The sequence below is a fragment of the Isoptericola maris genome (genome assembly GCF_048065335.1).
Lineage (GTDB): Bacteria > Actinomycetota > Actinomycetes > Actinomycetales > Cellulomonadaceae > Isoptericola > Isoptericola rhizosphaerae.
Genome location: NZ_JBLUNY010000001.1, coordinates 184,880 through 210,225, shown reverse-complemented (window position 1 = coordinate 210,225; position 25,346 = coordinate 184,880). Strand labels below are relative to the sequence as shown.

The 25,346-nt window shown below is 72.7% G+C and carries 24 protein-coding genes, 1 tRNA gene and 1 riboswitch; of the genes, 5 read left to right on the top strand and 20 right to left on the bottom strand.

Annotated features, from left to right (window positions below; all coding sequences use genetic code 11):
* Positions 1–97: 97 nt before the first annotated feature.
* The 13 genes from ACH5HR_RS00995 to ACH5HR_RS00935 all read right to left on the bottom strand — a co-directional run bounded on the left by ACH5HR_RS00995 (position 98) and on the right by ACH5HR_RS00935 (position 11,857).
* Positions 98–171 (bottom strand) — tRNA-Pro (locus tag ACH5HR_RS00995).
* A 118-nt stretch (positions 172–289) separates the two neighbouring features.
* Positions 290–784, bottom strand: a complete 495-nt coding sequence (gene ribH, locus ACH5HR_RS00990) for a 6,7-dimethyl-8-ribityllumazine synthase (protein WP_416475747.1) — start codon at positions 782–784, stop codon at positions 290–292.
* Positions 781–2,076, bottom strand: a complete 1,296-nt coding sequence (locus tag ACH5HR_RS00985) for a bifunctional 3,4-dihydroxy-2-butanone-4-phosphate synthase/GTP cyclohydrolase II (RefSeq protein ID WP_402371936.1) — start codon at positions 2,074–2,076, stop codon at positions 781–783. The genes ribH and ACH5HR_RS00985 overlap by 4 nt, the downstream gene beginning before the upstream one ends.
* Complete coding sequence (locus ACH5HR_RS00980; RefSeq protein ID WP_402371938.1) at positions 2,073–2,675, bottom strand: riboflavin synthase; 603 nt, start codon at positions 2,673–2,675, stop codon at positions 2,073–2,075. Before ACH5HR_RS00980 ends, ACH5HR_RS00985 begins: the two co-directional genes overlap by 4 nt.
* Positions 2,675–3,787, bottom strand: a complete 1,113-nt coding sequence (ribD, locus tag ACH5HR_RS00975) for a bifunctional diaminohydroxyphosphoribosylaminopyrimidine deaminase/5-amino-6-(5-phosphoribosylamino)uracil reductase RibD (protein ID WP_416475744.1) — start codon at positions 3,785–3,787, stop codon at positions 2,675–2,677. The genes ACH5HR_RS00980 and ribD overlap by 1 nt, the downstream gene beginning before the upstream one ends.
* A 128-nt stretch (positions 3,788–3,915) precedes the next feature.
* A riboswitch (FMN riboswitch) is annotated at positions 3,916–4,046 on the bottom strand.
* Positions 4,047–4,134: 88 nt separating this feature from the next.
* Entirely contained in the window at positions 4,135–5,673 is a 1,539-nt protein-coding gene (gene der / locus ACH5HR_RS00970; RefSeq protein WP_402371941.1) for a ribosome biogenesis GTPase Der, read from the bottom strand.
* Between the two features lie 99 nt (positions 5,674–5,772).
* Positions 5,773–6,462, bottom strand: coding sequence for a (d)CMP kinase (gene cmk / locus ACH5HR_RS00965; protein ID WP_402371942.1), 690 nt, complete (start codon positions 6,460–6,462; stop codon positions 5,773–5,775).
* A 39-nt stretch (positions 6,463–6,501) separates the two neighbouring features.
* Positions 6,502–7,245 carry a pseudouridine synthase gene (locus tag ACH5HR_RS00960; RefSeq protein WP_416475742.1) on the bottom strand — a complete coding sequence of 248 codons (744 nt, stop codon included), beginning with the start codon at positions 7,243–7,245 and terminating at the stop codon, positions 6,502–6,504.
* A gap of 85 nt (positions 7,246–7,330) precedes the next feature.
* A complete protein-coding gene (gene scpB, locus ACH5HR_RS00955; RefSeq protein WP_416475740.1) occupies positions 7,331–8,005 on the bottom strand; it encodes an SMC-Scp complex subunit ScpB in 675 nt (224 codons plus the stop codon).
* Positions 8,002–8,877 carry a segregation and condensation protein A gene (locus tag ACH5HR_RS00950; RefSeq protein WP_416475738.1) on the bottom strand — a complete coding sequence of 292 codons (876 nt, stop codon included), beginning with the start codon at positions 8,875–8,877 and terminating at the stop codon, positions 8,002–8,004. The genes scpB and ACH5HR_RS00950 overlap by 4 nt, the downstream gene beginning before the upstream one ends.
* Positions 8,861–9,769 carry a ParA family protein gene (locus tag ACH5HR_RS00945; RefSeq protein WP_416476400.1) on the bottom strand — a complete coding sequence of 303 codons (909 nt, stop codon included), beginning with the start codon at positions 9,767–9,769 and terminating at the stop codon, positions 8,861–8,863. Before ACH5HR_RS00945 ends, ACH5HR_RS00950 begins: the two co-directional genes overlap by 17 nt.
* Positions 9,770–9,897: 128 nt before the next feature.
* Entirely contained in the window at positions 9,898–10,848 is a 951-nt protein-coding gene (xerD, locus tag ACH5HR_RS00940; RefSeq protein ID WP_402371947.1) for a site-specific tyrosine recombinase XerD, read from the bottom strand.
* Between the two features lie 34 nt (positions 10,849–10,882).
* Positions 10,883–11,857 (bottom strand): heme o synthase, encoded by a 975-nt coding sequence (locus tag ACH5HR_RS00935; protein ID WP_416475736.1) that lies wholly within the window; start codon positions 11,855–11,857, stop codon positions 10,883–10,885.
* Positions 11,858–12,194: 337 nt separating this feature from the next.
* Between ACH5HR_RS00935 and tkt the strand changes: the two genes are divergently transcribed.
* From tkt to pgl, 5 genes are all read left to right on the top strand, one after another.
* Positions 12,195–14,411, top strand: coding sequence for a transketolase (gene tkt / locus ACH5HR_RS00930; protein ID WP_416475735.1), 2,217 nt, complete (start codon positions 12,195–12,197; stop codon positions 14,409–14,411).
* On the top strand, positions 14,408–15,520 hold the full coding sequence (tal, locus tag ACH5HR_RS00925; protein ID WP_402371951.1) for a transaldolase: 1,113 nt from the start codon (positions 14,408–14,410) through the stop codon (positions 15,518–15,520). The genes tkt and tal overlap by 4 nt, the downstream gene beginning before the upstream one ends.
* A 59-nt stretch (positions 15,521–15,579) precedes the next feature.
* Positions 15,580–17,121, top strand: coding sequence for a glucose-6-phosphate dehydrogenase (zwf, locus tag ACH5HR_RS00920; protein WP_402371953.1), 1,542 nt, complete (start codon positions 15,580–15,582; stop codon positions 17,119–17,121).
* A gap of 28 nt (positions 17,122–17,149) precedes the next feature.
* Complete coding sequence (locus tag ACH5HR_RS00915) at positions 17,150–18,085, top strand: glucose-6-phosphate dehydrogenase assembly protein OpcA (protein ID WP_402371954.1); 936 nt, start codon at positions 17,150–17,152, stop codon at positions 18,083–18,085.
* 85 nt (positions 18,086–18,170) lie between these two features.
* Positions 18,171–18,935 carry a 6-phosphogluconolactonase gene (gene pgl / locus ACH5HR_RS00910; RefSeq protein WP_402371955.1) on the top strand — a complete coding sequence of 255 codons (765 nt, stop codon included), beginning with the start codon at positions 18,171–18,173 and terminating at the stop codon, positions 18,933–18,935.
* 58 nt (positions 18,936–18,993) lie between these two features.
* Here the strand turns inward: pgl and ACH5HR_RS00905 are convergent, their stop codons facing one another.
* The 7 genes from ACH5HR_RS00905 to ACH5HR_RS00875 all read right to left on the bottom strand — a co-directional run bounded on the left by ACH5HR_RS00905 (position 18,994) and on the right by ACH5HR_RS00875 (position 25,334).
* Complete coding sequence (locus ACH5HR_RS00905) at positions 18,994–19,359, bottom strand: RNA polymerase-binding protein RbpA (protein ID WP_402371956.1); 366 nt, start codon at positions 19,357–19,359, stop codon at positions 18,994–18,996.
* Positions 19,360–19,467: 108 nt separating this feature from the next.
* The gene (gene secG / locus ACH5HR_RS00900) at positions 19,468–19,713 is read right to left on the bottom strand and encodes a preprotein translocase subunit SecG (protein ID WP_402371958.1); all 246 of its coding nucleotides are present in this window, start codon (positions 19,711–19,713) and stop codon (positions 19,468–19,470) included.
* A gap of 169 nt (positions 19,714–19,882) precedes the next feature.
* Positions 19,883–20,650: a triose-phosphate isomerase gene (gene tpiA / locus ACH5HR_RS00895; RefSeq protein ID WP_402372093.1), complete on the bottom strand. Its 768-nt coding sequence runs from the start codon at positions 20,648–20,650 to the stop codon at positions 19,883–19,885.
* 80 nt (positions 20,651–20,730) lie between these two features.
* The gene (locus ACH5HR_RS00890; RefSeq protein ID WP_402371960.1) at positions 20,731–21,930 is read right to left on the bottom strand and encodes a phosphoglycerate kinase; all 1,200 of its coding nucleotides are present in this window, start codon (positions 21,928–21,930) and stop codon (positions 20,731–20,733) included.
* A gap of 199 nt (positions 21,931–22,129) precedes the next feature.
* Positions 22,130–23,134: a type I glyceraldehyde-3-phosphate dehydrogenase gene (gene gap, locus ACH5HR_RS00885; RefSeq protein ID WP_402371962.1), complete on the bottom strand. Its 1,005-nt coding sequence runs from the start codon at positions 23,132–23,134 to the stop codon at positions 22,130–22,132.
* Positions 23,135–23,376: 242 nt separating this feature from the next.
* The gene (gene whiA, locus ACH5HR_RS00880) at positions 23,377–24,357 is read right to left on the bottom strand and encodes a DNA-binding protein WhiA (RefSeq protein ID WP_402371963.1); all 981 of its coding nucleotides are present in this window, start codon (positions 24,355–24,357) and stop codon (positions 23,377–23,379) included.
* 35 nt (positions 24,358–24,392) lie between these two features.
* Positions 24,393–25,334, bottom strand: a complete 942-nt coding sequence (locus ACH5HR_RS00875) for a gluconeogenesis factor YvcK family protein (protein WP_416475730.1) — start codon at positions 25,332–25,334, stop codon at positions 24,393–24,395.
* Positions 25,335–25,346: the final 12 nt, after the last annotated feature.

Here is a 25,346-nt window from a genome sequence, read left to right as displayed (position 1 = left end):
CCCCCCCCCCCGCCCGCCCGCGGCCGCCCGCCCCGATGCCCCCCCCCCCCGGGGGGGGGGGGCCCCCCCCACCCCGATGTCCTGAGACATCGCACGGTCGGGCTGACAGGATTTGAACCTGCGACCCCTTGACCCCCAGTCAAGTGCGCTACCAAGCTGCGCCACAGCCCGTCCGGCCCGTCCGCGATGAAGTCACGGCGACGGACCGGTTCGGCCCCGGAGGGCCGACCGAAATACTACCCCAGAGCGGGCACTGCTCGTCCACCCACGGGGGACGGTGTGGCCGGGGTCACCGGACGTCGGCCACCACCGTCGAGCGGATCGACCGGACCACCCGCGCGGTCGCGAGCGCCGCGGCCGTGGCTTCGTACCCCTTGTCCTCCGCGGACCCGGGCAGCCCGGCCCGGTCCAGGGCCTGGGCCTCGTCGTCACAGGTGAGCAGGCCGAAGCCGACGGGCACGGTGTGGTCCAGCGCCACGCGGTTGAGGCCGTCGGTGGCGGCCGCGCACACGTAGTCGAAGTGCGGCGTGCCACCCCGGATGACGACGCCGAGGGCCACGACGGCGTCGAACCCGGCAGCGGCCGCAGCCTGGGCCGCCACCGGCAGCTCGAACGAGCCCGGTACCCGGAGCACCTCCGGTTCGACGGAATGGTCCTGGCACGCCCGCAGCGCGCCGTCCAGGAGGCCCCCCATCACGGTGTCGTGCCAGGAGGCCGCGATCACGGCGACCCGCAGGTCCGAGCTGTCGGTCGGCTGGGTGCTGGGTGCGCCGGCCCCGCTCATCGGGCTGCCTCGGGCAGGGTGGGGTGAGTGGTCACGGGTGCTCCTTCGTCGGGTTCGAGGTTCGGCAGGTCGTGCCCCATGCGGTCCCGCTTGGTCCGCAGGTAGGCGACGTTGTCGGGTGCGGGGTGGATAGCCAGCGGCACGCGCTCGGCGACCTCCACTCCCCCGGCACGCAGGCCGTCGACCTTGGCCGGGTTGTTGGTGAGCAGGCGCACGGCACCGACGCCGAGGTCCCGCAGCACGTGCGCGGCGGCGGTGTACTCCCGCGAGTCGACGGGCAGTCCTTGCGCGAGGTTGGCGTCGATGGTGTCGTGGCCGCCGTCCTGCAGGCTGTACGCGGCCAGCTTGGCGACCAGCCCGATGCCTCGGCCCTCGTGCCCGCGCAGGTAGACGACCACGCCACGGCCCGCCTCCTGGATCGCCCGCAGCGAGGCGTCCAGCTGTGGTCCGCAGTCGCAGCGCAGCGAGCCGAACGCGTCCCCGGTGAGGCACTCGGAGTGCACCCGGGTCAGCACCGGTCCGCCGCCGTCGAGGTCGGCGAGCGCCCCGGCGACGAGCCCCACGTGCTCGTCGCCGGTCACCCGGTCGCGGTAGCCCACGGCGGTGAACGTCCCGTGCCGCGTCGGCAGCCGAGTCACCGCGAGGCGGTCCACGAGCACCTCGGTGAGCCGCCGGTAGGCCACGAGGTCGGCCACGCTGATCAGCTCCAGCGAGTGCTGCGCGGCGAACTCGCGCAGCGCCGGCAGGCGCATCATCGTGCCGTCGTCGTGCGTGATCTCGGCGAGCACGCCGCTGCTGCCGCGGCCCGCCAGGCGCGCCAGGTCGACGGCCGCCTCGGTGTGCCCGCGGCGCTCGAGCACCCCGCCGTCGCGGGCGCGCAGCGGCAGCACGTGCCCGGGGCGGGTCAGGTCGGCCGGACGCGTGCCCGCGGCGGCCAGCGTGCGCGCGGTGAGCGCCCGGTCGGCGCCGGAGATCCCGGTGGTCACGCCGTCGGCCGCGTCGACGGTGACCGTGTAAGCGGTCCGGAAGGCGTCGCGGTTCTCGGCGACCATCAGGGGCAGCCCGAGCCGGTCCAGCGTGGCGCCGTCCGCGGCGACGCAGGCGAGCCCCGACGTGTGCCGCACCAGGAAGCCCATGAGCTCGGGCGTAGCGGCCTCGGCGGCGAAGATGAGGTCGCCCTCGTTCTCGCGGCCCTCGTCGTCCGCGACGACGACGGCGCGCCCCGCGGCCACGGCGGCGAGCGCACGCTCGACGCGCTCGACCGGCCCCGCTGTCCCGGTGGTCCCGGTCACGAGCCCACCTCCGCCGTCGCGAGCAACCGTTCCACGTGCCGGGCGAGCACGTCCGTCTCGAGGTTGACCCGGTCCCCGACGGCCCGGGCACCGAGCGTGGTGCGCGCGAGCGTCTCGGGGATGAGGCTCACGGCGAACCGGTCCGCCCCGGCGTCGACCACGGTGAGCGAGACGCCGTCGACGGCGATCGACCCCTTGGCCACGACGTAACGGGCGAGCTCGGCGGGCAGCGAGATCTCCACGACGTCCCACCGCTCGCCCGGCGTCCGGGCGAGCACCGCCCCGACGCCGTCGACGTGCCCCTGCACGATGTGCCCGCCGAGGCGACCCGTCACGGGCAGCGCGGGTTCGAGGTTGACCCGGTCGCCCGGCGCGAGACCACCGAGCGAGGTACGCTTCAGCGTCTCGGCCATGAGGTCGGCGGTCCAGGTCTCGCCGTCGAAGGCCGCCACGGTCAGGCAGCAGCCGTCGACGCTGATCGAGTCGCCGAGGCGGACGCCGTCGAGCACGTCGGTGGCGGCGACGGTCAGCCGCGCCGCGTCGGCGGTGGCCTCCAGGGCACGGACGGTGCCGAGCTCGGTCACGATGCCGGTGAACATCAGGACTCCTTCCGCGGCCGCAGGGTGAGCCGCACGTTCGTCTCGTCCGGCCCGGCGTCAGCCTGGTCGGCGGGGTGGTCGGTGCTGGGGGCGACGACCATGACGTCCACGACGTCGAGCCGGAGGGCCCCGGTGATGGTCGTGACGCCGAGGTCGCCGACGGCGTCGGGGCCGGCTCCGAGGAGCACGGGCGCCACGTAGGCCACGACCTCGTCGACGAGGCCCGCGCGCCAGAACGCGGCGGCCAGGGTGGCCCCGCCCTCGAGCAGCACGTGCCGGCGGTCGGCGGCCCACAGGGCGTCGAGCGCCTCGTGCGGGTCGTGCGTGCGCAGGTGCAGCGTCTCGGTCCCGTCGTGGGGCGGCACCGCGAGGCGGGACGACGGCGGCAGGTCGCGCCGTCCCATCACGGCCCGCAGCGGCTGCGGACCGGTCCGGGCGGCGTCACGGACGGTCAGCGACGGGTCGTCCGCAGCCACGGTGCCGGTGCCCACGAGCACGGTGTCGCAGGCGGCGCGCAGCCGGTGCGCGTCCGCCCGCGACGCGGCGGAGGTGATCCACCGCGAGGTGCCGTCGGCCGCACCGGTGCGCCCGTCGAGGCTGGTGGCGACCTTCCAGGTCACCACGGGCCGCCCGAGCTCCATGGCCCGCGTCCAGACCGGGTTGAGGGCGCGGGCCTCGTCCTCGAGCACACCGGCGACGACGTCCACGCCGGCAGCGCGCAGCAGCGCACCTCCGCCGGTGGCGACCGGGTTCGGGTCCGGCTGGGCGTACACGACACGGACGATGCCGGCGTCGAGCAGCGCCTGCGCGCAGGGCCCGGTGCGGCCCGTGTGGGCGCAGGGTTCGAGGGTGACGACGGCGGTGGCACCGCGCAGGGCGTCCGGCCCGACGGCGGCACGAGCGTTCGCCAGCGCGACCGCCTCGGCGTGGGGGGTCCCCGCGCCACGGTGATAGCCCTCGGCGATCGTGACGCCGTCCGGGTCCAGCAGGACGCAGCCGACGCGCGGGTTGGGCCCGAGGACGAGGCCGTCGGTGGCCGCGAGCTCCATGGCGCGTCGGAGCGCGTCGGTCTCGGCCGGTCTCGCGGCGGGTCCCGCCGTGGCGGTGGTCATGGGCTGCCCCTGTCGTCCGGTCGCGGACTGCTGGGGCGTGCACGGCGTCGTCGCCGCGCGCCGGTCTGCGGTGCACTCGGGCACCTCGGTGTGGACGGGTCCACGCCACCGGCGATCGGGCGAGGGCGTCGCGTGCGTCTTCCCATCCGGACTTTGACCGTCGGTCCAGGAGTTCCACCTGGTCAACCGGTCACTGGCTGTGACCGGGTCGCGGACTTTCACCGCCGGCTCGGATTTTCACCGACCCCAGAGCACGCGAGCTGTTGCTCGTTCGTGCTGCGACGATACCGCACGTCCGGGGGCGTCCGGCCGGCCTCCGGTGGGAGACCGGTCACACCGGCCCGGCCTCAGCGGCGGCGGCGCTTCTCGCGCACACGCACGCTGATCGAGATCGGCGAACCCTCGAACCCGAACGTCTCGCGCAGGCGGCGCTCGATGAACCGGCGGTACCCCGCCTCGATGAACCCAGTGGCGAACAGCACGAACCGCGGTGGGCGCGTGGACGCCTGCGTCGCGAACAGGATGCGCGGCTGCTTGCCACCGCGCACCGGGTGCGGGTGGGCGGCGACGAGCTCGCCCAGGAACCCGTTGAGCCGCCCGGTCGGGATGCGCGTGTCCCAGGAGTCCAGGGATGTCTCGAGGGCGCGCACCAACTTGTCCGTGTGCCAGCCGGTCCGGGCCGAGACGTTGACGCGCGGCGCCCACGTGACCTGCACGAGGTCGCGCTCGATCTCGCGCTCCAGGTACGGCCGGCGGTCCTCGTCCATGAGGTCCCACTTGTTGTAGGCGATGACCAGCGCCCGGCCGGCGTCGACCACCTGGGAGATGACGCGCGTGTCCTGCTCGGTGAGCGGGACCGAGGCGTCCACCAGGACCACCGAGACCTCCGCCTTCTCGATCGCGGCCTGGGTCCGCAGGGAGGCGTAGAAGTCCGCGCCGCTGGTCTGGTGCACCCGGCGGCGGATACCCGCCGTGTCCACGAACCAGTACGGGATGCCCTTGATCTCGACGAGCTCGTCGACCGGGTCGCGGGTCGTGCCCGCCACCTCGTCCACCACCACGCGCTCGGAGCCCGCGATCTTGTTCAGCAGCGACGACTTGCCGACGTTCGGCCGGCCCACCAGGGCGACGCGGCGCGGACCCTCGGGCCGCAGGGTCCCGTGCGCGGAGTGCTCGGGCAGCGCGTCCAGGACGGCGTCCAGCAGGTCGCCCGTCCCTCGGCCGTGCAGCGCGGAGACCGGTTGCGGCTCGCCGAGCCCCAGCGCCCACAGGTAGGCCGCGTCGGCCTCCCCGGTGGGACCGTCGACCTTGTTGGCGCACAGCACCACCGGCTTGCCCGAGCGGCGCAGGAGCTCGACGACGCGCTCGTCGCTCGCCGTCGCGCCGACCTGCGCGTCCACCACGAAGACGACCGCGTCGGCCAGGGAGATCGCGACCTCGGCCTGCTCCGCCACCTTGGACTCGATGCCGGCGACGTCGACCTCCCAGCCCCCGGTGTCGACCAGCATGAAGTGCCGCCCGGACCACTCGGCGGGATAGCTGACACGGTCGCGGGTCACGCCGGGCGTGTCCTCCACGACCGCCTCGCGCCGGCCCAGGATGCGGTTGACGAGGGTCGACTTTCCGACGTTCGGCCGGCCCACGACGGCCAGCACCGGCAGGGCGTGCTCCGCGGGGGCGGAGCCGTCCTCGTCCCACTCGTCGGAGAGCAGGAGGAGGTCGGACTCGTCGAGCTCGAAGTCCTCCAGACCGGCGCGCAGGGCGCGCTCGCGCGCGTCGTCGTCCACGAACTCGGTCGCGACCGTCGCTGCGTCCGCTGCGTCCTCGAAGGGAGCGTCGGTGGCGTCGGCGGGCGTGGTCTCGGGGCCGTCGGCGGGGGTGGTCATGTCAGCCATTGTCCCAGGTGCGCACGGGTCGGCACCACGTCGTACCGTCCTGCCCGACGAGACGCGCGTCACGCCGGGCGGGCGTCCGCCCGCGGGCGGTCAGACGGCGGCGCGCTCCACCACCGTCAGCACGGCCTCCACGGTCTGCTCGAAGTCCAGGTCGCTGGAGTCGACCGTCACCACGCCGTCGGCCGCGACGTGGAACGTGCTCACGGTCGCGTCGTCGCGGTCGCGGCGCAGCACCTGGTCCCGCGTCGCCTCGACGGAGGTGGCGTCCGCGACGCCGTGGACCTCGAGCGAGCGACGGCGCAGGCGTGCCTCCTCGCTGGCCACGAGGAGCACGCGGGCGTCGGCGTCCGGGGCCACGACGGTCGTGATGTCCCGGCCCTCGGCGACGATGCCGCGCCCGGCGGAGAAGCCTCCGTCCGCCTCGTCGGCGATGATCGCCCGCTGACGGCGACGCAGCTCGTCGCGCACCTCCAGATTCGTGGCGACCTTCGACACGACCGCGGTGACGTCGGTGGTCCGGATCGCCGTCGCGACGTCGTCGCCGTCCAGAAGGATCCCCGGGGCGGCCGGGTCGACGCCCATCGCCAGCGGCATGTCCCGCACCGCAGCGGCCACCGCGCCGGTGTCGTCGAGCGCCACCCCGCTGCGGACGCACCACAGCGTCGCGGCGCGGTACATCGCGCCGGTGTCGAGGTAGGCGAGGCCGAGCCGGGCGGCGACGGCCTTCGAGACGCTGGACTTGCCGGATCCGGACGGACCGTCGACGGCGATGGTGACCACTGGTGCTCGTTTCTGTGTCGGTGGTGGGTGGGAGTGGGGTCAGAGGTCGACGGCGCGCATGAGCGTGCCGAGCTCGGTGCGCCCCAGCACGCGGGACCGGCCGACCTTCAGGTCGCCGACGGCGATCGGGCCGATGCGGGTGCGCACCAGGCGGGTCACGGGGAAGCCGACGGCCTCGAACATCCGCCGGACGATGCGGTTGCGGCCCTCGTGAAGAACCACCTCGAGCATCGAGTGCCCCGGCACGGCGTCGACGACACGAACCTTGTCCATGCGTGCCGTGCCGTCGTCGAGCTCCACCCCGGAGGTGAGGTGCTTCATGATCCGGGGGTAGACCTCGCCGCCCTCGACGGTGACGAGGTACGTCTTGGGAATCTCGCGGCTCGGGTGCGCGAGCCGGTTGCCGAGCTCGCCGTCGTTGGTCAGGAGCAGCAGACCCTCGGAGTCCGCGTCGAGCCGCCCGACGTGGAAGAGCCGCTCGGGCCGGTCCTTGACCAGCTCCGCCACCGTGGGGCGGCCCTCCGGGTCGCTCATGGCGGAGATCATGCCCAGCGGCTTGTTCACCGCCACGGTGATCTTCGACGGGTCGAGCTGGACGGTCATGCCGTCCACGCGGACGACCGCCTTGCCCGGGTCGATCCGCACGCCGAGCTCCGTGACGATCTGGCCGTCGACCTCGACGCGTGCCTCGGAGATCAGCTCCTCGCACTTGCGACGCGAGCCGAGCCCGGCCTGTGCGAGCACCTTCTGCAGCCGGACCCCGTCGGCGACGTGGACGTCCACCGGACGATTCTGTGCTGCGTTCGACTGCTGGGGGCGACGGCGGCCGCCGCGGCGTGAGGTGGGCATGGGTCCATTGTCGCAGGCGTCAGTCGGTGAGGTCGCCGACCGCCTCGACACCGGGCAGATGCGGCGCGAGCGGCGGGAGGTCCTCCAGCGACGACCAGCCCATCCGGTCCAGGAACTCCGCCGTGGTGCCGAACAGCACCGCGCCCGAGAGCGGGTCCTGCCCGACCTCGGCCACCAGGCCGCGAGCCAGCAGGGTGCGCACGACGCCGTCGACGTTGACGCCACGGACCGCGGACACCTGCCCGCGCGTCACGGGCTGGCGGTAGGCGACCACCGCCAGCGTCTCGAGCGCCGCCTGGCTCAGCCGCGACGACTGTCCCTCCAGCACGAACCGGCTCACGACGTCGGCGTGCTCCCGCGAGGAGTAGACGCGCCAGCCTCCCGCGCCCCGGCGCAGCTCGAAGCCGCGCGCACGCTGTCCCGTCTCGCCGCGGAACTCCGCGGCGAGGCGTTCGAGCACGTCGGTGACCTCCGCCGTCGGACGCCCCACGGCGACGGCGAGCCGTTCCGTCTCCACCGGCGCCTCGGCGACCATGAGGATCGACTCCAGCGCCGCCTCCAGCCCGCCGGGGAGATCGTCGACGTCGACGGGCTCCGCGGCGCTCTGAGCGCTCGACGACGTCCCGGCGACCTCGGACCGGGCCACCGCGACGGTCTCCGTCGCGTCGGTCTCCGTCATGTCGGTCTCCGTCATGCTGCTCCCTCCACGGCGCCCTCGAACTCCTCGAACTCCTCGCCGATCTCGTCGCCGCCGTCGTCGCCGGTCCACCGCACGGTGAGCTCGCCGAGCGCCACCACCTGGTCGAACGCCACCTGACCGTTGCGGAAGAGCTCCAGCAGCGCCAGGAACCGCGCCACCACCACGAGGCGCTCCTCCCCCGCCGCCAGCGCGCGGAAGGTCGCGACGTGGTCTCGCCGCAGCCTTCGGGCGACGACGACCGCCTGCTCGCGCACGCTCACCGCGGGCGCGTGCAGGTGGCTGAGCCCGACCACCGCGGGCAGCCTCGGCTCGAGGGCCTTCGCCGCCAGCACGGCGATCCGGTCGGCGTCGAGGGTCCAGACCAGCTCGGGCAGCATCGCCGCCAGGTGACTCTCCATCGGGACCGAGCGCGGCACCCGCCGCCCCTCCGTGGCCAGCCGATCGGCCAGCACGGCGGAGACCTCCTTGTAGGCGCGGTACTGCAGCAGCCGGGCGAACAGCAGGTCGCGGGCCTCCAGCAGCTCCAGGTCCTCGGCGTCCTCCTCGGCGATGCCCGGCAGCAGCCGGGCGGCCTTGAGGTCGAGCAGGGTCGCGGCGACGACCAGGAACTCGCTCGCCGCACCGAGGTCCCACGAGGGGTGCTCCTCGCCGCGCCCCGCCGCCTCGCGCGAGGCCGTGTCCGCCGCTCGGATGTGCGCCACGAAGTCGTCGGTCACCTCGGCCAGCGCCACCTCGGTGACGTCGAGCTTGCGTGCGTTGATCAGCGAGAGCAGCAGGTCGAACGGACCGTCGAAGTTGGCGAGGTGGACCGTGAACGCCCCCGCCCGCGGCGTCTCGGTCCGGCCGGGATCAGGCGATGCTTCCACGGGCCACGAGCTCGCGCGCGAGCTGCCGGTAGGCGGACGCCCCCCGGTGGGTCGGGGCGTAGGCGGTGATCGGCTCGGCAGCCACCGAAGCGTCCGGGAACTTCACGGTCCGCCCGATGACCGTGTGCAGCAGCGTGTCGCCGAAGGCCTCGTGGACCCGCTGCACGACCTCGCGCGAGTGCAGCGTGCGCGAGTCGAACATGGTCGGCAGGATGCCGTCCACCTCGAGGTCCGGGTTGAGACGATCCTTGACCTTGTCGATGGTCTCGACCAGGAGGGCGACACCGCGCAGCGCGAAGAACTCGCACTCGAGCGGGATGAGCACGCCGTGGGCGGCCGTCAGGGCGTTCACCGTGAGCAGCCCCAGGGACGGCTGGCAGTCGACCAGGATCACGTCATAGTCGGCGAGCGCCGGGCGCAGCGCCCGCGAGAGGATCGACTCGCGGGCGACCTCACCCACGAGCTGGACCTCGGCCGCCGACAGGTCGATGTTCGCCGGGACCACGTCGAGCCCTTCGATGGCCGTCGGCCGCACGACGTCCGACAGCTCGACGTCACGGTCCATGATCAGGTTGTAGACGCTCAGGTCGAGCTCGTGCGGGCTGATCCCCACGCCGACCGACGCGGCGCCCTGCGGGTCGAAGTCGACGAGAAGCACCCTGAGACCGTACTCGGCCAGGGCAGCGCCGAGGTTGATCGTGGTCGTCGTCTTGCCGACGCCGCCCTTCTGGTTGCACATCGCCACGATCCTCGCCGGGCCGTGCGTGCTGCGGGGCGGTGGCTCGGGGAAGTCGGGCAGCGGCCGGCCAACCACGTCGGTGGCCGGTCCGTCGTCCTGCTGCCGGCCCGGGACCCCGGGCAACGTGCTCTCGGCCGTCGCGGACTGCGTCATCGTGTCGCTCCCCCCGGGTGCGTCGCTCACGTCCGTCACGCTACACCGGTGGTCTGCCGGGCACCGGTCCGCCGCGCGGCGTGGTGGACATCGGCCCTCAGGTCGCCACGGGTGCGTGGCGGCGCGCGCTAGCGGGCCCGCGGGTGCGTGGCGGCGTAGACCTCACGGAGCGCCTCGGGAGTGACCATCGTGTAGATCTGCGTGGTCGTGACCGACGCGTGGCCCAGCAGCTCCTGGACCACCCGGACGTCCGCGCCGCCCGCGAGCAGGTGGGTCGCGAACGAGTGCCGCAGCGTGTGCGGCGAGACGTGCTCGGTCAGGCCCGCGCGCTCGGCGGCGCCCTGCAGCACGGCCCAGGCGCTCTGCCGCGAGAGCCGGTTGCCGCGGGTGTTGAGGAACAGCGCCGGGGTGCTCCGGCCGCGGGCGGAGCCGGCCGCCGCCAGCACCGGTCGGGCTCGGACGAGGTACGCGTCCACGGCGTCGCGCGCGTACGAACCGACCGGCACGATGCGCTCCTTGCTGCCCTTGCCGAAGAGCCGCACGAGCGCGTCGGACCCCACGTCGTCGACGTCCAGTCCGACCACCTCGCTGATCCGCCCGCCGGTGGAGTACAGCAGCTCGAGCAGCGCCCGGTCGCGCAGGCCCGCAGGGGTGTCCCCCGACGACGCGGCGTCGAGGAGCCGCGCGACGTCGTCGATGCTCAGAGCGTGCGGCAGCCGCCTCGTCTGGGTGGGGGCCGCCACCTCGGCCGACGGGTCCTCGGAGGCCATCCCCTCGGCACGGGCGAACCGGTGCCAGCCCCGCACGGCCGCCAGAGAACGGGCCGCCGACGACGCCGAGAGTGCGCGCCCGTCGTCCGAGCCCTCGCGGACCGCCGTCAGGAACGCCGTCACGTCGTGCTCGGTCACCTGCTCGAGGGTGGTGCGGCCGGCACCGGCCAGGAACCGCGCGTAACGGTCCAGGTCCCGCCGGTAGGCCGCGACCGTGTTCGCCGACAGGCCGCGCTCGACCCGCACGTGGGCGAGGTAGTCGCGCAGGGCCGCCTCGAGGGCGGGCTGCAGGTCAGCGGGAGCGGTCACACGCCCATCATGCCCGTTCCCGGCCGCCGGCAGGTCAGAACGGGAGGAAGACGTCGACCGCGACGGCGACGAACAGCACGGTGAGGTACGTGATCGAGGCGTGGAAGACCTTCATCGCCCCCGGGCCTCCCCGGGTCCGGCCCTGGGCCTTGCGCAGCATGGCGATGGTGAGCCAGAGGAACCATCCGCCCGTCACGACGGCGACGGCGGTGTACACCCACGTCATGCCGGCGAGCGGCACCAACGCGAGCGAGCAGGCGATCATCGCCACCGTGTGGCCGACCATCTCGGCTGCGACGCGGCGGTCGGAGGCGACCACGGGCAGCATCGGCACGCCCGCGTTCTCGTAGTCCTTCTTGAACTTGACCGACAGCGGCCAGTAGTGCGGCGGCGTCCAGAAGAAGATGACGCCGAACAGGGCCAGCGCCGCCCAGCTCAGCGACCCGGTCACGGCCGCCCACCCGATGAACACCGGCATGCAGCCGGCGATGCCGCCCCAGACGATGTTCTGCGGGGTGCGCCGCTTGAGGATCATCGTGTAGCCGACGACGTAGATCGCGATCGCCCCACCCGTCAGCCATGCCGCCTGCAGGTTCACGAGCCAGGCGAACCACACCAGCGACACCGTGCCGAGCGCCGTGGCGAAGATCAGCGCGCTGCGCGGCAGGACCTCCCCGGTGACGAGGGGTCGCCGCTTGGTGCGGTTCATCACCTCGTCGATGTCCCGGTCGAGATAGCAGTTGAAGGCGTTGGCCGACCCGGCCGCGAGCGCGCCGCCGACGAGCGTCTTGACGACGAGCCACAGGTCTGGCAGCCCGCCCTGCGCGAGGATCATCGTCGGCACGGTGGTCACCAGCAGCAGCTCGATGATGCGCGGCTTGGTGAGGGCGATGTAGGCGCCGACGCGGTCCCGCCAGGACGCCGCACGAGCGCCGTCGGGACGGTGCACTGCGGCGCGTGTGGTCGACGAGTCGGACGTCGTGCGGCTCGGGGTGCTCACGCGCCTCATGCTTCCGTTCGCGAGGGGGTCGGTCGGTCGGGCCCATCGTACGCCGACCTGTGCGATCTCTCGTCCTCGCCGGGTGCCGGAGCGGTGTGAGAAACGTCAGTGCGTGGGCCGACGATCTCGTCGCGCCCACATGGTGGGATGGATTCGAGGCATGGGCGCGTTGTCCGCCCGTCACCGCTAGTGTGGAGACGCACACCGCAGGGCACTGGTGCCGTCGTGCGCACCGGTTCGTCCGCTGTGCACGATGACCGTCCTCGCCGCCAGAGGCGAGGCCTGCCGCGCCCGGCCACAGCAGCAGAGCTCCCGGGGCCACGCCTCGGGCAGGAAAGAGGCATACGTGAACGCGTTCGACCCCGCACTGTCGCCGCTCGAGTGGAACGAACTCGACGCGCGCGCGGTCAAGTCCATCAAGGCGCTCGCCGCCGACGCCGTCGAGAAGTGCGGCTCCGGCCACCCCGGCACCGCGATCTCTCTCGCGCCCGCCGCGTACCTGCTCTTCCAGAAGACGATGCGCCACGACCCGAGCGATCCGGCCTGGGTGGGACGCGACCGGTTCGTGCTCTCCGCGGGGCACTCGTCGCTGACGCTGTACCTGCAGCTCTTCCTCGCCGGCTACGGCATGGAGATGGACGACATCGCCGCGCTGCGCACCTGGGACTCGCAGACCCCGGGCCACCCCGAGTACGGCCACACGCCCGGCGTCGAGATCACGACCGGGCCGCTCGGCCAGGGGCTCGCCTCCGCCGTCGGCATGGCCTACGGCGCGCGCCGCGAGCGGGGCCTGCTCGACCCCGACGCCGCACCGGGGACCTCGCCGTTCGACCACCACGTGTACGTGATCGCCTCCGACGGCGACCTGCAGGAGGGCGTGACCTCCGAGGCGTCCTCCCTCGCCGGGCACCAGCAGCTCGGCAACCTCGTCGTGATCTGGGACGACAACAAGATCTCGATCGAGGACGACACGGACATCGCGTTCACCGAGGACGTCCTCGCTCGCTACGAGGCCTACGGGTGGCACACCCAGCGGGTCGACTTCACGCAGGGCGGCACCGGCTACGCCGAGGACACCGACGAGCTCGCCGCAGCGCTCGACGCCGCGAAGGCCGAGACCGGCAAGCCCTCCATCATCGCGCTGCGCACCATCATCGGTTGGCCGGCACCCACCAAGCAGAACACCGGCGGCATCCACGGCTCCGCCATGGGCGCCGACGAGGTCGCGGGCATGAAGACCGTGCTCGAGCTCGACCCCGAGAAGTCCTTCCACATCGACGACGAGGTCCTCGCGTACACCCGCGCCGTCGCGGAGCGTCAGAGCGACCAGCGCGCGGCGTGGGACACCGCCTTCGAGGCGTGGAAGACGGCCGCCCCCGAGCGCGCGGCGCTCCTCGAGCGCCTCACCGCCGGTGAGCTGCCCGAGGGCTGGGCCGACGCGCTGCCCCAGTTCGAGGAGTCGACGAAGGGCATTGCGACCCGCGCCGCCTCCGGCAAGGTGCTCTCCGCGCTGGCCGACGTCCTGCCCGAGCTCTGGGGCGGTTCGGCGGACCTCGCCGGCTCGAACAACACCACCATGGACGGTGCGACGTCGTTCGTCCCGATCGAGCACGCCACGAAGAAGTTCCCGGGCGACCCCTACGGCCGCACGCTGCACTTCGGCATCCGTGAGCACGCCATGGGATCGATCCTGAACGGCATCGTCCTGCACGGGCTCACCCGCCCGTACGGCGGCACCTTCCTGCAGTTCTCCGACTACATGCGCGCATCGGTCCGGCTGGCCGCCCTCATGGGCATCCCCAGCACGTTCGTGTGGACGCACGACTCGATCGGCCTCGGCGAGGACGGTCCGACCCACCAGCCGGTCGAGCACCTCGCCGCGCTGCGCGCCATCCCCGGCCTCGACATCGTCCGCCCCGCCGACGCCAACGAGACCGCGTGGGCCTGGCGCGGCATCCTCGAGGGCCGCGACCACCCGGCCGGGCTCGTCCTGACTCGTCAGGGCGTGCCCACGTTCCCGCGGGGCACCGAGGGATTCGCCGGAGCGGAAGGCACGCTCAAGGGCGGGTACACCCTGCTCGACACCGACGGCACGCCGGACGTCATCCTCGTGGGCACCGGTTCCGAGGTCCAGCTGGCCGTCGAGGCGCGCGAGCTCCTCGCGGCGGACGGCGTCGCCGCGCGCGTCGTGTCGCTGCCGAGCCGCGAGTGGTTCGACCGGCAGGACGCCGCGTACCGCGAGTCGGTGCTGCCGGCGGCCGTCCGGGCGCGCGTCTCCGTCGAGGCCGGTGTGGCGCAGGGCTGGCGCGACATCGTCGGCGACGCCGGGCGCAGCGTCTCGCTGGAGCACTACGGGGCGTCCGCCGACTACCAGACGCTCTACCGCGAGTTCGGCATCACCGCCGAGGCCGTGGCAGCCGCAGCCCGCGAGTCCGTCGCGGGGGGCGGGGGGGCGTCGCACGTCCGACGCGGGCGGCGGGCAGGCGTCGGCCGCCGTCGTCGTCCACCATGTGACCAACGCGGTGGTGAGGCCACCGACGTCGAGGCAGGAGACCTGAGATGACCGAGACGAACCGACCCACCCAGCGCCTCTCCGAGGCAGGCGTGTCCATCTGGTTGGACGACCTCTCGCGCGAGCGGCTCGACACCGGCAACCTCGCCGGGCTGATCGACTCCCACGACGTCGTCGGCGTCACCACCAACCCCACGATCTTCGCTGCTGCGCTCTCCGCGGGGAACGCCTACGACTCCGCCCTGACCGAGCTGGCCGGGACCGACGTGGAGGCGGCGGTGGAGATGATCACCACCGACGACGTGCGGGCGGCGGCGGACGTGCTGCGCGGCGTCTACGACGCCACCGACACCGTCGACGGCCGGGTCTCCATCGAGGTCGACCCCCGCCTGGCCCGTGACACCGCGGCGACCGTCGAGACGGCGCACCGGCTGTGGACCACCGTCGACCGGCCCAACATCATGATCAAGATCCCCGCCACCGTCGAGGGCCTGCCGGCCATCACCGAGACGATCGCCGCAGGGTTCAGCGTCAACGTCACGCTGATCTTCTCCATCGACCGCTATCGCGACGTCATGGACGCGTTCCTCGCGGGGCTCGAACGGGCCCGGGAGGCCGGCCACGACCTGGCGCCGATCGCCTCCGTCGCCTCGTTCTTCGTCTCCCGCGTCGACGCCGCCGTGGACGCGGCGCTCACCGACGTCGGCACCGAGGAGGCGCTCGCGCTGCGCGGCAAGGCGGCGATCGCGAACGCTCGTCTGGCCTACGCCGCCTACGAGGAGGTGTTCGCCTCCGAGCGCTGGCAGGCACTGGCGGCGGCCGGCGCGAAGCCGCAGCGCCCCCTGTGGGCGTCCACCGGTGTCAAGGACCCCGCATACCCCGACACCCTCTACGTCACCGAGCTCGTCGCGCCCGGCGTCGTCAACACGATGCCGCAGGCGACGCTCGACGCCGTCGCGGACCACGGCGAGATCTCGGGCGACACCGTCTCCGGGACCGCCGGCGAGGCGCTCGCGACCCTGGCCGCCGTCGAGGCGCAGGGCATCTCCATGGACGAGGTCACGGCCCGGCTCGAGAACGAGGGCGTGTCGAAGTTCGAGAAGAGCTGGGACGAGCTCCTCACCACGACCAAGACCGGGCTCGACGCTGCCGGCGCCTGAGCGCCGGGCGACGACCATCACGCACCAACAGAACAGCACCACGAGAGAGACGGGGCACCGTGAGACCGGCCAAGATCACTGCTGAGCAGAACCCGCTGCGCGATCCTCTCGACCTGCGGCTGCCCCGGATAGCCGGCCCCTGCGGGCTGGTGATCTTCGGCGTCACCGGCGACCTGTCGCGCAAGAAGCTCATGCCGGCGGTCTACGACCTCGCCAACCGCGGGCTCCTGCCCCCCGGCTTCGCCCTCACCGGGTTCGCCCGTCGCGAGTGGGACGACCAGGACTTCTGCGAGATCGTCCACGACGCGGTCAAGGAGCACGCGCGCACCCCGTTCCGTGAGGCGACGTGGCAGCAGCTCAGCGAGGGCATCCGGTTCGTCCAGGGCTCGTTCGACGACCCGGAGGCGTTCGAGAGGCTGCGCAAGACGGTCGAGGAGCTGGACGCCGAACGTGGCACCGGTGGCAACCACGCCTTCTACCTCTCGGTGCCGCCGAGCGCGTTCCCCCTCGTCTGCGAGCAGCTCTCGAGCTCGGGCCTCTCGGAGTCGGCGGAGGACGCCTGGCGTCGGGTCGTCATCGAGAAGCCGTTCGGCCACGACCTGCAGTCCGCCCGCGAGCTCGACAGCGTCGTCTCGAAGGTGTTCGAGCCGGAGTCGGTCTTCCGCATCGACCACTATCTCGGCAAGGAGACGGTCCAGAACATCCTGGCGCTCCGCTTCGCGAACCAGATGTTCGAGCCGCTCTGGAACAGCAACTACGTGGACCACGTCCAGATCACGATGGCCGAGGACATCGGCATCGGCGGGCGCGCCGGGTACTACGACGGCGTGGGCGCAGCACGCGACGTCATCCAGAACCACCTGCTCCAGCTGCTCGCACTCGTCGCGATGGAGGAGCCCGTCAACTTCGACGCCGACGCGCTGCGCGCCGAGAAGATCAAGGCGTTGTCGTCGGTCCGCCTGCCGCGGGACCTGTCCCGGCACACGGCCCGCGGGCAGTACGCCTCGGCCTGGCAGGGCGGCGAGAAGGTCGTGGGGTTCCTCGAGGAGGAAGGCTTCAACCCCGAGTCCACCACCGAGACCTACGCCGCGGTCCGGCTCGACATCGACAACCGCCGCTGGGCCGGTGTCCCGTTCTACCTGCGTAGCGGCAAGCGTCTGGGCCGCCGCGTGACCGAGGTCGCCGTCGTCTTCAAGACGGCGCCGCACCTGCCGTTCGAGAGCTCGCTCACCTCCGACCTGGGCAGCAACGCCCTCGTCATCAGGGTCCAGCCCGACGAGGGCGTCACGCTGCGGTTCGGCGCGAAGGTCCCGGGGACCGCGATGGAGGTCCGCGACGTCACCATGGACTTCGGTTACGGACACTCCTTCACCGAGTCCTCCCCCGAGGCCTACGAGCGGCTCATCCTCGACGTCCTGCTGGGCGACCCGCCGCTCTTCCCCACCCGCGAGGAGGTCGAGCTGTCCTGGAAGATCCTCGATCCGGTCATCGCGCACTGGGGCAACAAGGGCCGGCCCGAGCCGTACCCGTCCGGCTCGTGGGGTCCGTCGTCGGCGGACGCCATGATGGCCCGCGACGGCCGCACGTGGCGCCGTCCCTGATTCGCCGGCACGACGAAGGAGCACACCCATGATCATCGACATGCCGGACACCACGACGAACGCCGTCAGCAAGCGGCTCGACCACCTGCGCGACGAGGGCGGCGCGGTCGCGCTGGGCCGTGTGCTGACGCTCGTCGTCGTCGCCCTCGAGGACGACATCGAGGCAGCGGTGAGCGCCGCCAACGAGGCCAGCCACGAGCACCCCTGCCGCGTCGTCGTCGTCGCGCCGCTCGCCACGCGGGCGCCCGCGGGCCGCCTCGACGCCCAGATCCGCGTCGGCGGCGACGCCGGCGCCTCCGAGGTCGTCGTGCTGCGGTGCGCCGAGCCGCTGCAGGACCATCCCGACACCCTGGTGATGCCGCTGCTGCTGCCTGACGCGCCCATCGTCGTCTGGTGGCCCAGCGGCGGTCCGGAGCACCCCACCGCCGACCCCCTGGGCGCGATGGCGCAGCGACGCATCACCGACACCACGACGGCGAGCGACCCGGTCGGGATGCTGGGGCGCCTCGCCGGGTCGTTCACCGAGGGCGACACCGACCTCGCCTGGGCTCGTGTCACCCTGTGGCGCGGCCTGATCGCGGCGGCGATCGACCAGCCGCCGTACGAGCCGGTCATCGCCGTCCGGGTCGAGGGACAGTCCCAGCACACGTCGCTCGACCTCCTGGCCGCCTGGCTCGGGCTGAAGCTGAAGTGCCCGGCGACCGTCGAGCGCACCGAGGGCACCGACGCGATCACCCGGGTCACCCTGGAGCGCAAGAGCGGCCCGATCGTCCTGGACCGTCCTGACGGTCGGGTCGTCACGATCAGCCAGCCCGGCAAGCCCGAGCGGCGCATGTCCCTGCCCATCCGCTCGCTCTCGGAGGCACTCATCGAGGAGCTGCGCAGGCTCGACCCGGACGAGATCTACGGTCAGGTGCTCAGCAAGGGCCTGGCCCGGGTCGACACGGTCGAGGCGGCGGCATGAGCGTGAGGAGCCCCCGCGCAGGGGCGTCGAGGAACGAGGTGCACCGGAGCGAGGCACCGCAACGGTCGTGCACGGAGGAGATCGCATGAGCACCCGCCTGGTCGTCGTCCACCCGGACCCCACCGTCCTCGCGGAAGCCGCCGCGGCCCGGCTCCTCATCCGCATCCTGGACGTCCAGTCCGTCCGTCGCCCCGTGCACGTCGTCCTCACCGGCGGCACCGTCGGCATCAAGACTCTCGCCGCGGCGGCGAGCAGCCCGTTGCGGGCCGCGGTCGACTGGTCGGGCGTGCACCTGTGGTGGGGGGACGAGCGTTTCCTGCCTGCCGGTGACGCCGACCGGAACGAGACGCAGGCACGCGAGGCGTTGCTCGACGATCTCGTCGCGTCGTCCGGTCTGCCCGCCCGCAACATCCACGCCGTGCTGCCGCACGGCGACGCCGCCGACGAGGCGAGCACGCCCGAGGAGGCGGCCGCGAGCTACGTCGCCGAGCTCGCCACCTTCGCGTCGGACGGCGCCGCCGCACCGTCGTTCGACGTGCTCCTGCTCGGCATGGGCCCCGACGGGCACGTCGCGTCGCTCTTCCCCGAGCATCCCGCGCTCGCCGCCGCCGGGTCCGTGGTCGCGGTCCACGACTCCCCCAAGCCACCGTCCGAGCGGGTGTCGCTGACCTTTGCCACCATCGGCCTGGCTCGCGAGGTGTGGGTGGTCGCCGCCGGGGCCGAGAAGGCGGCTCAGGCGGCTGCCGCGCTGGCCGACGGCCCGGTGACCCAGGTGCCCGCCGTGCGCGCCGTCGGGCACGACCGGACGCTGTGGCTGCTCGACGCCGCGGCGGCCTCCGGGCGCGACTGAGCGGCCTCACCCCGACGACGCGAGGGGCGGTCCCGAGTACGGGACCGCCCCTCGTGCGTCAGCGAGTCGTCGCGAGCCCTCCGGAGCGCCGGTCCCGCAACGTCGCGAGAGCCTCCTCCAGCAGGGCAGCGCCGTCCTCCTCGGACCGCCGCTCCTTCACGTAGGCCAGATGCGTCTTGTACGGCTCGTTGCGCAGCGGAGCCGGCGGGTGTGCCGCGTCCTGCCCGGCCGGGAACCCGCAGCGCGGACAGTCCCAGAACTCGGGGGGCTCCAGCTGCTCGATCGCGGCGAAGCTCGGCCGTGTCTCATGACCGTTGAGGCACCAGTAGGAGACCACGGTCCGCGGCGCCATCTCGCCGCGTTCCTGCTCTCCCATCGGGCCGGCTCCGACGCGCGAACCACGGATGGCGTGTCCAGATGCCACGTGTCGTCCTCACCTTCGACTCTGTGGGCTCACACCCACGGACGATCCTCGTGCCCGGCGGCGCCCCCACCGCCCGACGCCGCACCCCACTGAGCGGCTCTTGGTCCGTCAGCTCACCTTGGTGGCGAGCCCGAGGAGAACGACCACGACGGTCCACACCAGCGCGATGCCGACGGTGATGCGGTTGAGGTTGCGCTCGGCGACCCCAGAGCTGCCCGCCGCGCTCGACATACCACCACCGAACATGTCGGACATGCCACCACCCTTGCCCTTGTGCATCAAGATCAGCAGGATCAGGAACGCACTGGTGAGCACGAGCACGACGTTCAGGAAGATGGTCAACGCGTCGAACATTGGTGTCCTCGGTTCTCGGCCGCCTCACGGCGGGCTGACGTCGCCGGGATTGCCCGGCGGGGTCAAGACTAGGTGACGAACGCCTCCCGTGGCGAACCCCTGGCATGACCGAGGGCTGACCGCCACGAGAGGCGTCCGGAGGGCGAGCACCGGAGCGCCGCCCGATGCGTCACGCGACGTGCGACTGGTACCGCGCGATCTTCGCGAACTCCTCCGGGTCGAGGCTCGCGCCTCCCACCAGAGCGCCGTCGACGTCGGGCTGCGCCATGATCTGCGCGACGTTGCCCGACTTGACCGAACCGCCGTAGAGCACGCGGACGCCGTCTGCCAGCGCAGCGTCGTAGAGCTCGGCGAGGCGGGAGCGGACCGCGCCGCAGACCTCCTGCGCGTCCTCCGGCGTCGCGACCTCGCCGGTCCCGATCGCCCAGACGGGCTCGTAGGCGACGACGAGGTCCTTGGCCTGCTCGGCGGGCACGCCGTCGAGCGCGGCGTCGAGCTGAGCGAGGGTGAACGCGACCTGGTCGCCCGCCTTGCGGACGTCCAGGCCTTCCCCGACGCACAGGATCGGCGTGACGCCCTTGCCGAAGGCCGCCCTGACCTTGGCGTTGACCACCGCGTCGTCCTCGGCGTGGTACTCGCGGCGCTCGGAGTGGCCGACGGCGACGTAGGTGCAACCCAGGCGGGCGATCATCGCCCCGGAGACCTCACCGGTGTAGGCCCCCGACTCGTGCTGCGAGATGTCCTGAGCGCCGTAGCGGACCTCGAGCTTGTCGGCGTCCACGAGGGTCTGGACCGAGCGCAGGTCGGTGAACGGCGCGAGCACCGCCACCTCCACCGCGGAGTAGTCGTGCCCGGCGTCCTTCAGGGTCCAGGCGAGCTTCTGGACCGCGGCGATCGCCTCGGCGTGGTCCAGGTTCATCTTCCAGTTGCCCGCCATCAGCGGCGTGCGGTTCGTGGCCACAGTCGTGCCCTTCGTGTCGTGGTTGGTTGGTCGCGTGGAGCTGTCGGGCGGCGGGCTCAGTCGGCCAGCACGGTCAGGCCGGGCAGCTCCTTGCCCTCGAGCAGCTCGAGGCTCGCGCCGCCGCCGGTCGAGATGTGGCTGAAGCCCTCCTCGTCGAAGCCGAGGATGCGGACCGCTGCCGCGGAGTCTCCGCCGCCGACGATCGAGAAGGCGCCGTCGGCCGTCGCGTCGACGATGCCCTGCGCGACCGCACGGGTGCCGCCGGCGAACGCGTCGAACTCGAAGACCCCCATCGGGCCGTTCCAGACGATGGTCCGTGCGTCCGCCAGCTTCGCGGCGAAGAGCTCGCCGGAGTCCGGACCGATGTCCAGACCCATCTTGCCGTCGGGGATCTCCTCGGCGGGAACCGTCGTGTGCGGCGCGTCCGCGGCGAACGAGTCCGCGGCCACGATGTCGGTGGGCAGGACGATCTCGACGCCGTTCTCCTCGGCCTGGGCGAGGTAGTTCTTGACCGTCTCGACCTGGTCCTCCTCCAGCAGCGAGGAGCCGACGGGGTGGCCCTTGGCCGCGAGGAACGTGAAGACCATGCCGCCGCCGATGAGCAGACGGTCGGCCTTGGTCAGCAGGTTGGCGATGACGCCCAGCTTGTCGGACACCTTGGACCCGCCGAGCACGACGGCGTAGGGACGCTCCGGGTCGGTCGTGGCGCGCGAGAGCGACTCGACCTCCTTGAGGACCAGGTCCCCGGCGACCGCCGGGAGCAGCTGCGCGACGTCGTAGACCGAGGCCTGCTTGCGGTGCACGACCCCGAAGCCGTCGGAGACGAACGCGTCCGCGAGACCGGCGAGCTCGCCGGCCAGCTCGGCGCGCTCGGCGTCGACCTTGGAGGTCTCGCGCGCGTCGAAGCGGACGTTCTCGAGGAGGGCGACCTGGCCGTCGGCCAGGCCGTCGACGGTGGACCGGGCCGACTCGCCGACGAGGTCCGTGGCGAGGGCGACGTCCTTCCCCAGCAGCTCGCCGAGGCGAGCGGCCACGGGGGCCAGGGAGAACTTCTGGTCCGGCGTGCCCTTCGGTCGGCCCAGGTGGGCCATGACGACGACGCGTGCGCCGGCGTCGGCCAGGCGCTCCAGCGTCGGCAGCGCCGCACGGATGCGACCGTCGTCCGTGATGGTCGTGCCGTCGAGCGGCACGTTGAAGTCGGAGCGGACGAGGACGCGCCGGCCGCGCAGGTCCCCGAGAGTGTCGATCGTCTTCATGAGCTCACCTCGTGCAGGAAGGTCGGGTGGGGTACTTCTGGCGACACGACGACGTCCCCCGGGGCGGCGGGCCCCGCGTCCCCGGGGCGGGCGGACCCCCCACCCCCCGCCGCCCGCGGGGGCGGGGGCCCCCGCGACCGGGGCCGGGGGGCCCCCCCCACCCGCGGACGTCGTGGTCACACTGTGGAGCGACGGTTCGTCAGAGCTTCTCGCCGACGAGCTCCGTCAGCGACACGAGGGAGTTCGAGTAGCCCCACTCGTTGTCGTACCAGGAGACGACCTTGACCTGGTTGCCGATCACCTTGGTGAGCTTGGCGTCGAAGATGCTCTGGTGCGGGTCGGTCACGATGTCCGAGGAGACGATGTCGTCCTCGACGTAGGACAGCACGCCCTTGAGGGGCCCCTCGGCAGCGGCCTTCACCGCAGCGTTGACCTCCTCGACCGTGACCTCCTTCGGGGCCTCGAAGGTGAGGTCCGTGGCCGAGCCCGTGATGACCGGCACGCGCAGGGCGTAGCCGTCGAGCTTGCCCTTGAGCTCCGGGAGCACGAGCGCCACGGCCTTGGCCGCACCCGTCGTGGTCGGCACGATGTTCTGCGCGGCGGCACGGGCACGGCGCAGGTCCTTGTGCGGGCCGTCCTGCAGGTTCTGGTCACCCGTGTAGGCGTGGATCGTGGTCATCAGACCACGCTCGATGCCGATCGAGTCGTTGAGCGCCTTCGCCAGCGGGGCGAGGCAGTTCGTGGTGCACGAGGCGTTCGAGATGATGTGGTGCGCGGCCGGGTCGTACTGGTCGCTGTTCACACCCATCACGAAGGTCGCGTCCTCGTTCTTCGCCGGGGCGGAGATGATGACCTTCTTGGCGCCGGCGTCGATGTGCGCCTTGGCCTTCGTCGCGTCCGTGAAGAAGCCGGTGGACTCGATGACGATGTCCGCACCGAGCTCGCCCCAGGGCAGGTTCGCGGGGTCGCGCTCGGCGAGGGCCCGGATCTTGGTGCCGTCGACGATGATGTTGTCGTCGTCGAACTCGACCGTCTTGCCGAAGCGACCCAGCGTGGTGTCGTACTTCAGCAGGTGGGCCAGGGTCTTGTTGTCGGTCAGGTCGTTGACGCCCACGACCTCGATGTCCGCACCCGACTCGACGAGAGCGCGGTAGAAGTTACGTCCGATGCGGCCGAAGCCGTTGATGCCGACGCGGATGGTCACGATAGCCCTCCTCAGGGCGCGCCGGATCCGGACCGGCGCACACGGTTGATGCCAAACTCACGCGCGCCCTCGGCGCGCTGGAACGTACGAAGCCACCCCGGAGGTCCCGTGACGCATGGCCGGGACATCAGCCCAGGGTCACACCGTCGTCACCTGACACCTCGGAGCCTATACCCATCCGTTGCCGGGTGCTGACTCCGGCCCCCCGTGAGACAGGTGGTCCGACCAGTGGCGGACGAGGCTCAGAGGTCCAGCAGGTCCGGCGAAAGGCCCGCTTCGGTGTCGGGGACGCCGAGGTCCATGGCGCGCTTGTCGGCGGTCGAGAGGAGCCGCCGGATCCGCCCCGCCACCGCGTCCTTGGAGAGCTGCGGCGACGCGAGCTGGCCGAGCTCCTCCAGCGACGCCTGCTTGTGGGCCAGGCGCAGCTCGCCGGCCTCGCGCAGATGCTCCGGCACCTCGTCGCCGAGGATCTCGAAAGCTCGCTGGACCCGCGCGCCCGCGGCGACCGCCGCGCGCGCCGAGCGGCGCAGGTTCGCGTCGTCGAAGTTCGCCAGCCGGTTCGCCGTGCCACGCACCTCGCGCCGGGCTCGCCGTTCCTCCCACGTCGCACGGGTGGACACCGCCCCCATCCGGCGCAGCACCTCGCTGATGGCGTCGCCGTCGCGCACCACGACCCGGTCGATGCCACGGACCTCGCGCGACTTCGCCTGCACCCCGATCCGCCGGGCCGCGCCCACCAGTGCCAGCGCCGCCTCCGGCCCCGGGCACGTCACCTCGAGCGACATGGACCGTCCGGGCTCGGTCAGCGAGCCGTGCGCGAGGAACGCCCCCCGCCACACCGCCTCCGCCGCGTCCACGCCGCCCGAGACGACCTCGGGCGCCAGACCTCGCACGGGACGCCCCCGCGAGTCCAGCAGACCGGTCTGCCGGGCGAGCGACTCGCCGTCGCGCACCACCCGGACGACGTACCGGTCGTACTTGCGCAGGCCGCCGGCCCTGACCACGATGAGCTCGCTGGAGTGCCCGTACAGGTCCACGATCGCCCGCCGCAGGCGGGCCGCGGCCGACTCCGTGTCGATCTCGGCCTCGATCACCACGCGGCCCGAGATGATGTGCAGCCCGCCCGAGAACCTGAGCATCGCCGAGACCTCGGCCTTGCGGCACGACGTCCGGGTCACCACGTGCCGGGACAGCTCGTCCTTCACCTCTACCGTCAGCGCCATGGCGTCATCCTGCCACGCGCCCGTGACGTGCGCCGTCAGTCGTGGGCGCCGTCCACGTCCCGTGGTGACCGGTCCTCGAACACGTCGCGATAGGCCGCCGCGAGACGCAACGGGTCGTGCCGCAGCGTGCCGTCGCCACGTGCCACCTGCCCCACCACGAGCTTCGCCCCGAGGGACCGCGCGGCAGCCCGCAGCTCCGCGGCGTCCTCGACGGCGGACGGGTCCGCGAGGACCGCGTCGATCCGCAGCCCGGGCGCGTGCCGACGCAGCGCCACGAGGTGCTCCGAGGCGGTCAGCCCGTTCGTCTCCCCCGGTTCCGCACTGAGGTTGAGGGTGACGCACCGGCGTGCCGGCGTGGCGTGCAGGGCCGCCGCCAGCTCCGGCACGAGCAGGTGCACCAGGACCGAGGAGTACCAGGACCCCGGGCCCATCACGACCCAGTCGGCCTCCATGACCGCACGGACGGCCTCGGGGCACGCCGGAGGGTCCGCGGGGTGGAGCCGCAGGGTGTCGATCCGGCTGCCGCAGACGGCGACGCTGCTCTGCCCCACGACCGTGGTCGACACCCCGCCGTCCACGACGTCGGCCTCGACGACGAGCGGCACCGACGCCATCGGCAGCACCCGGCCGCGCGCACCGAGCAGGCGGCCCACCCAGTCGAGCCCGGCCACCGTGTCCCCGAGACGCTCCCACAGCGAGACGATGAGCAGGTTGCCCATCGCGTGCCCGTCGAGCTCACCGCCCGAGGCGAACCGGTGCTGCAGGAGGTCGCTCCACGTCCTGCCCCACTCCGAGTCGTCGCACAGGGCCGCGAGCGCCATCCGCAGGTCGCCCGGTGGCAGGACGTCGAGCTCGTCGCGCAACCGACCGGAGGAACCACCGTCGTCGGCCACCGTGACCACGGCCGTGAGCCGGTCCGTCAGGAGGCGCAGGGCTCCCAGGCTCGCGGCGAGGCCGTGGCCGCCACCGAGCGCCACCGTCCGCGGCCC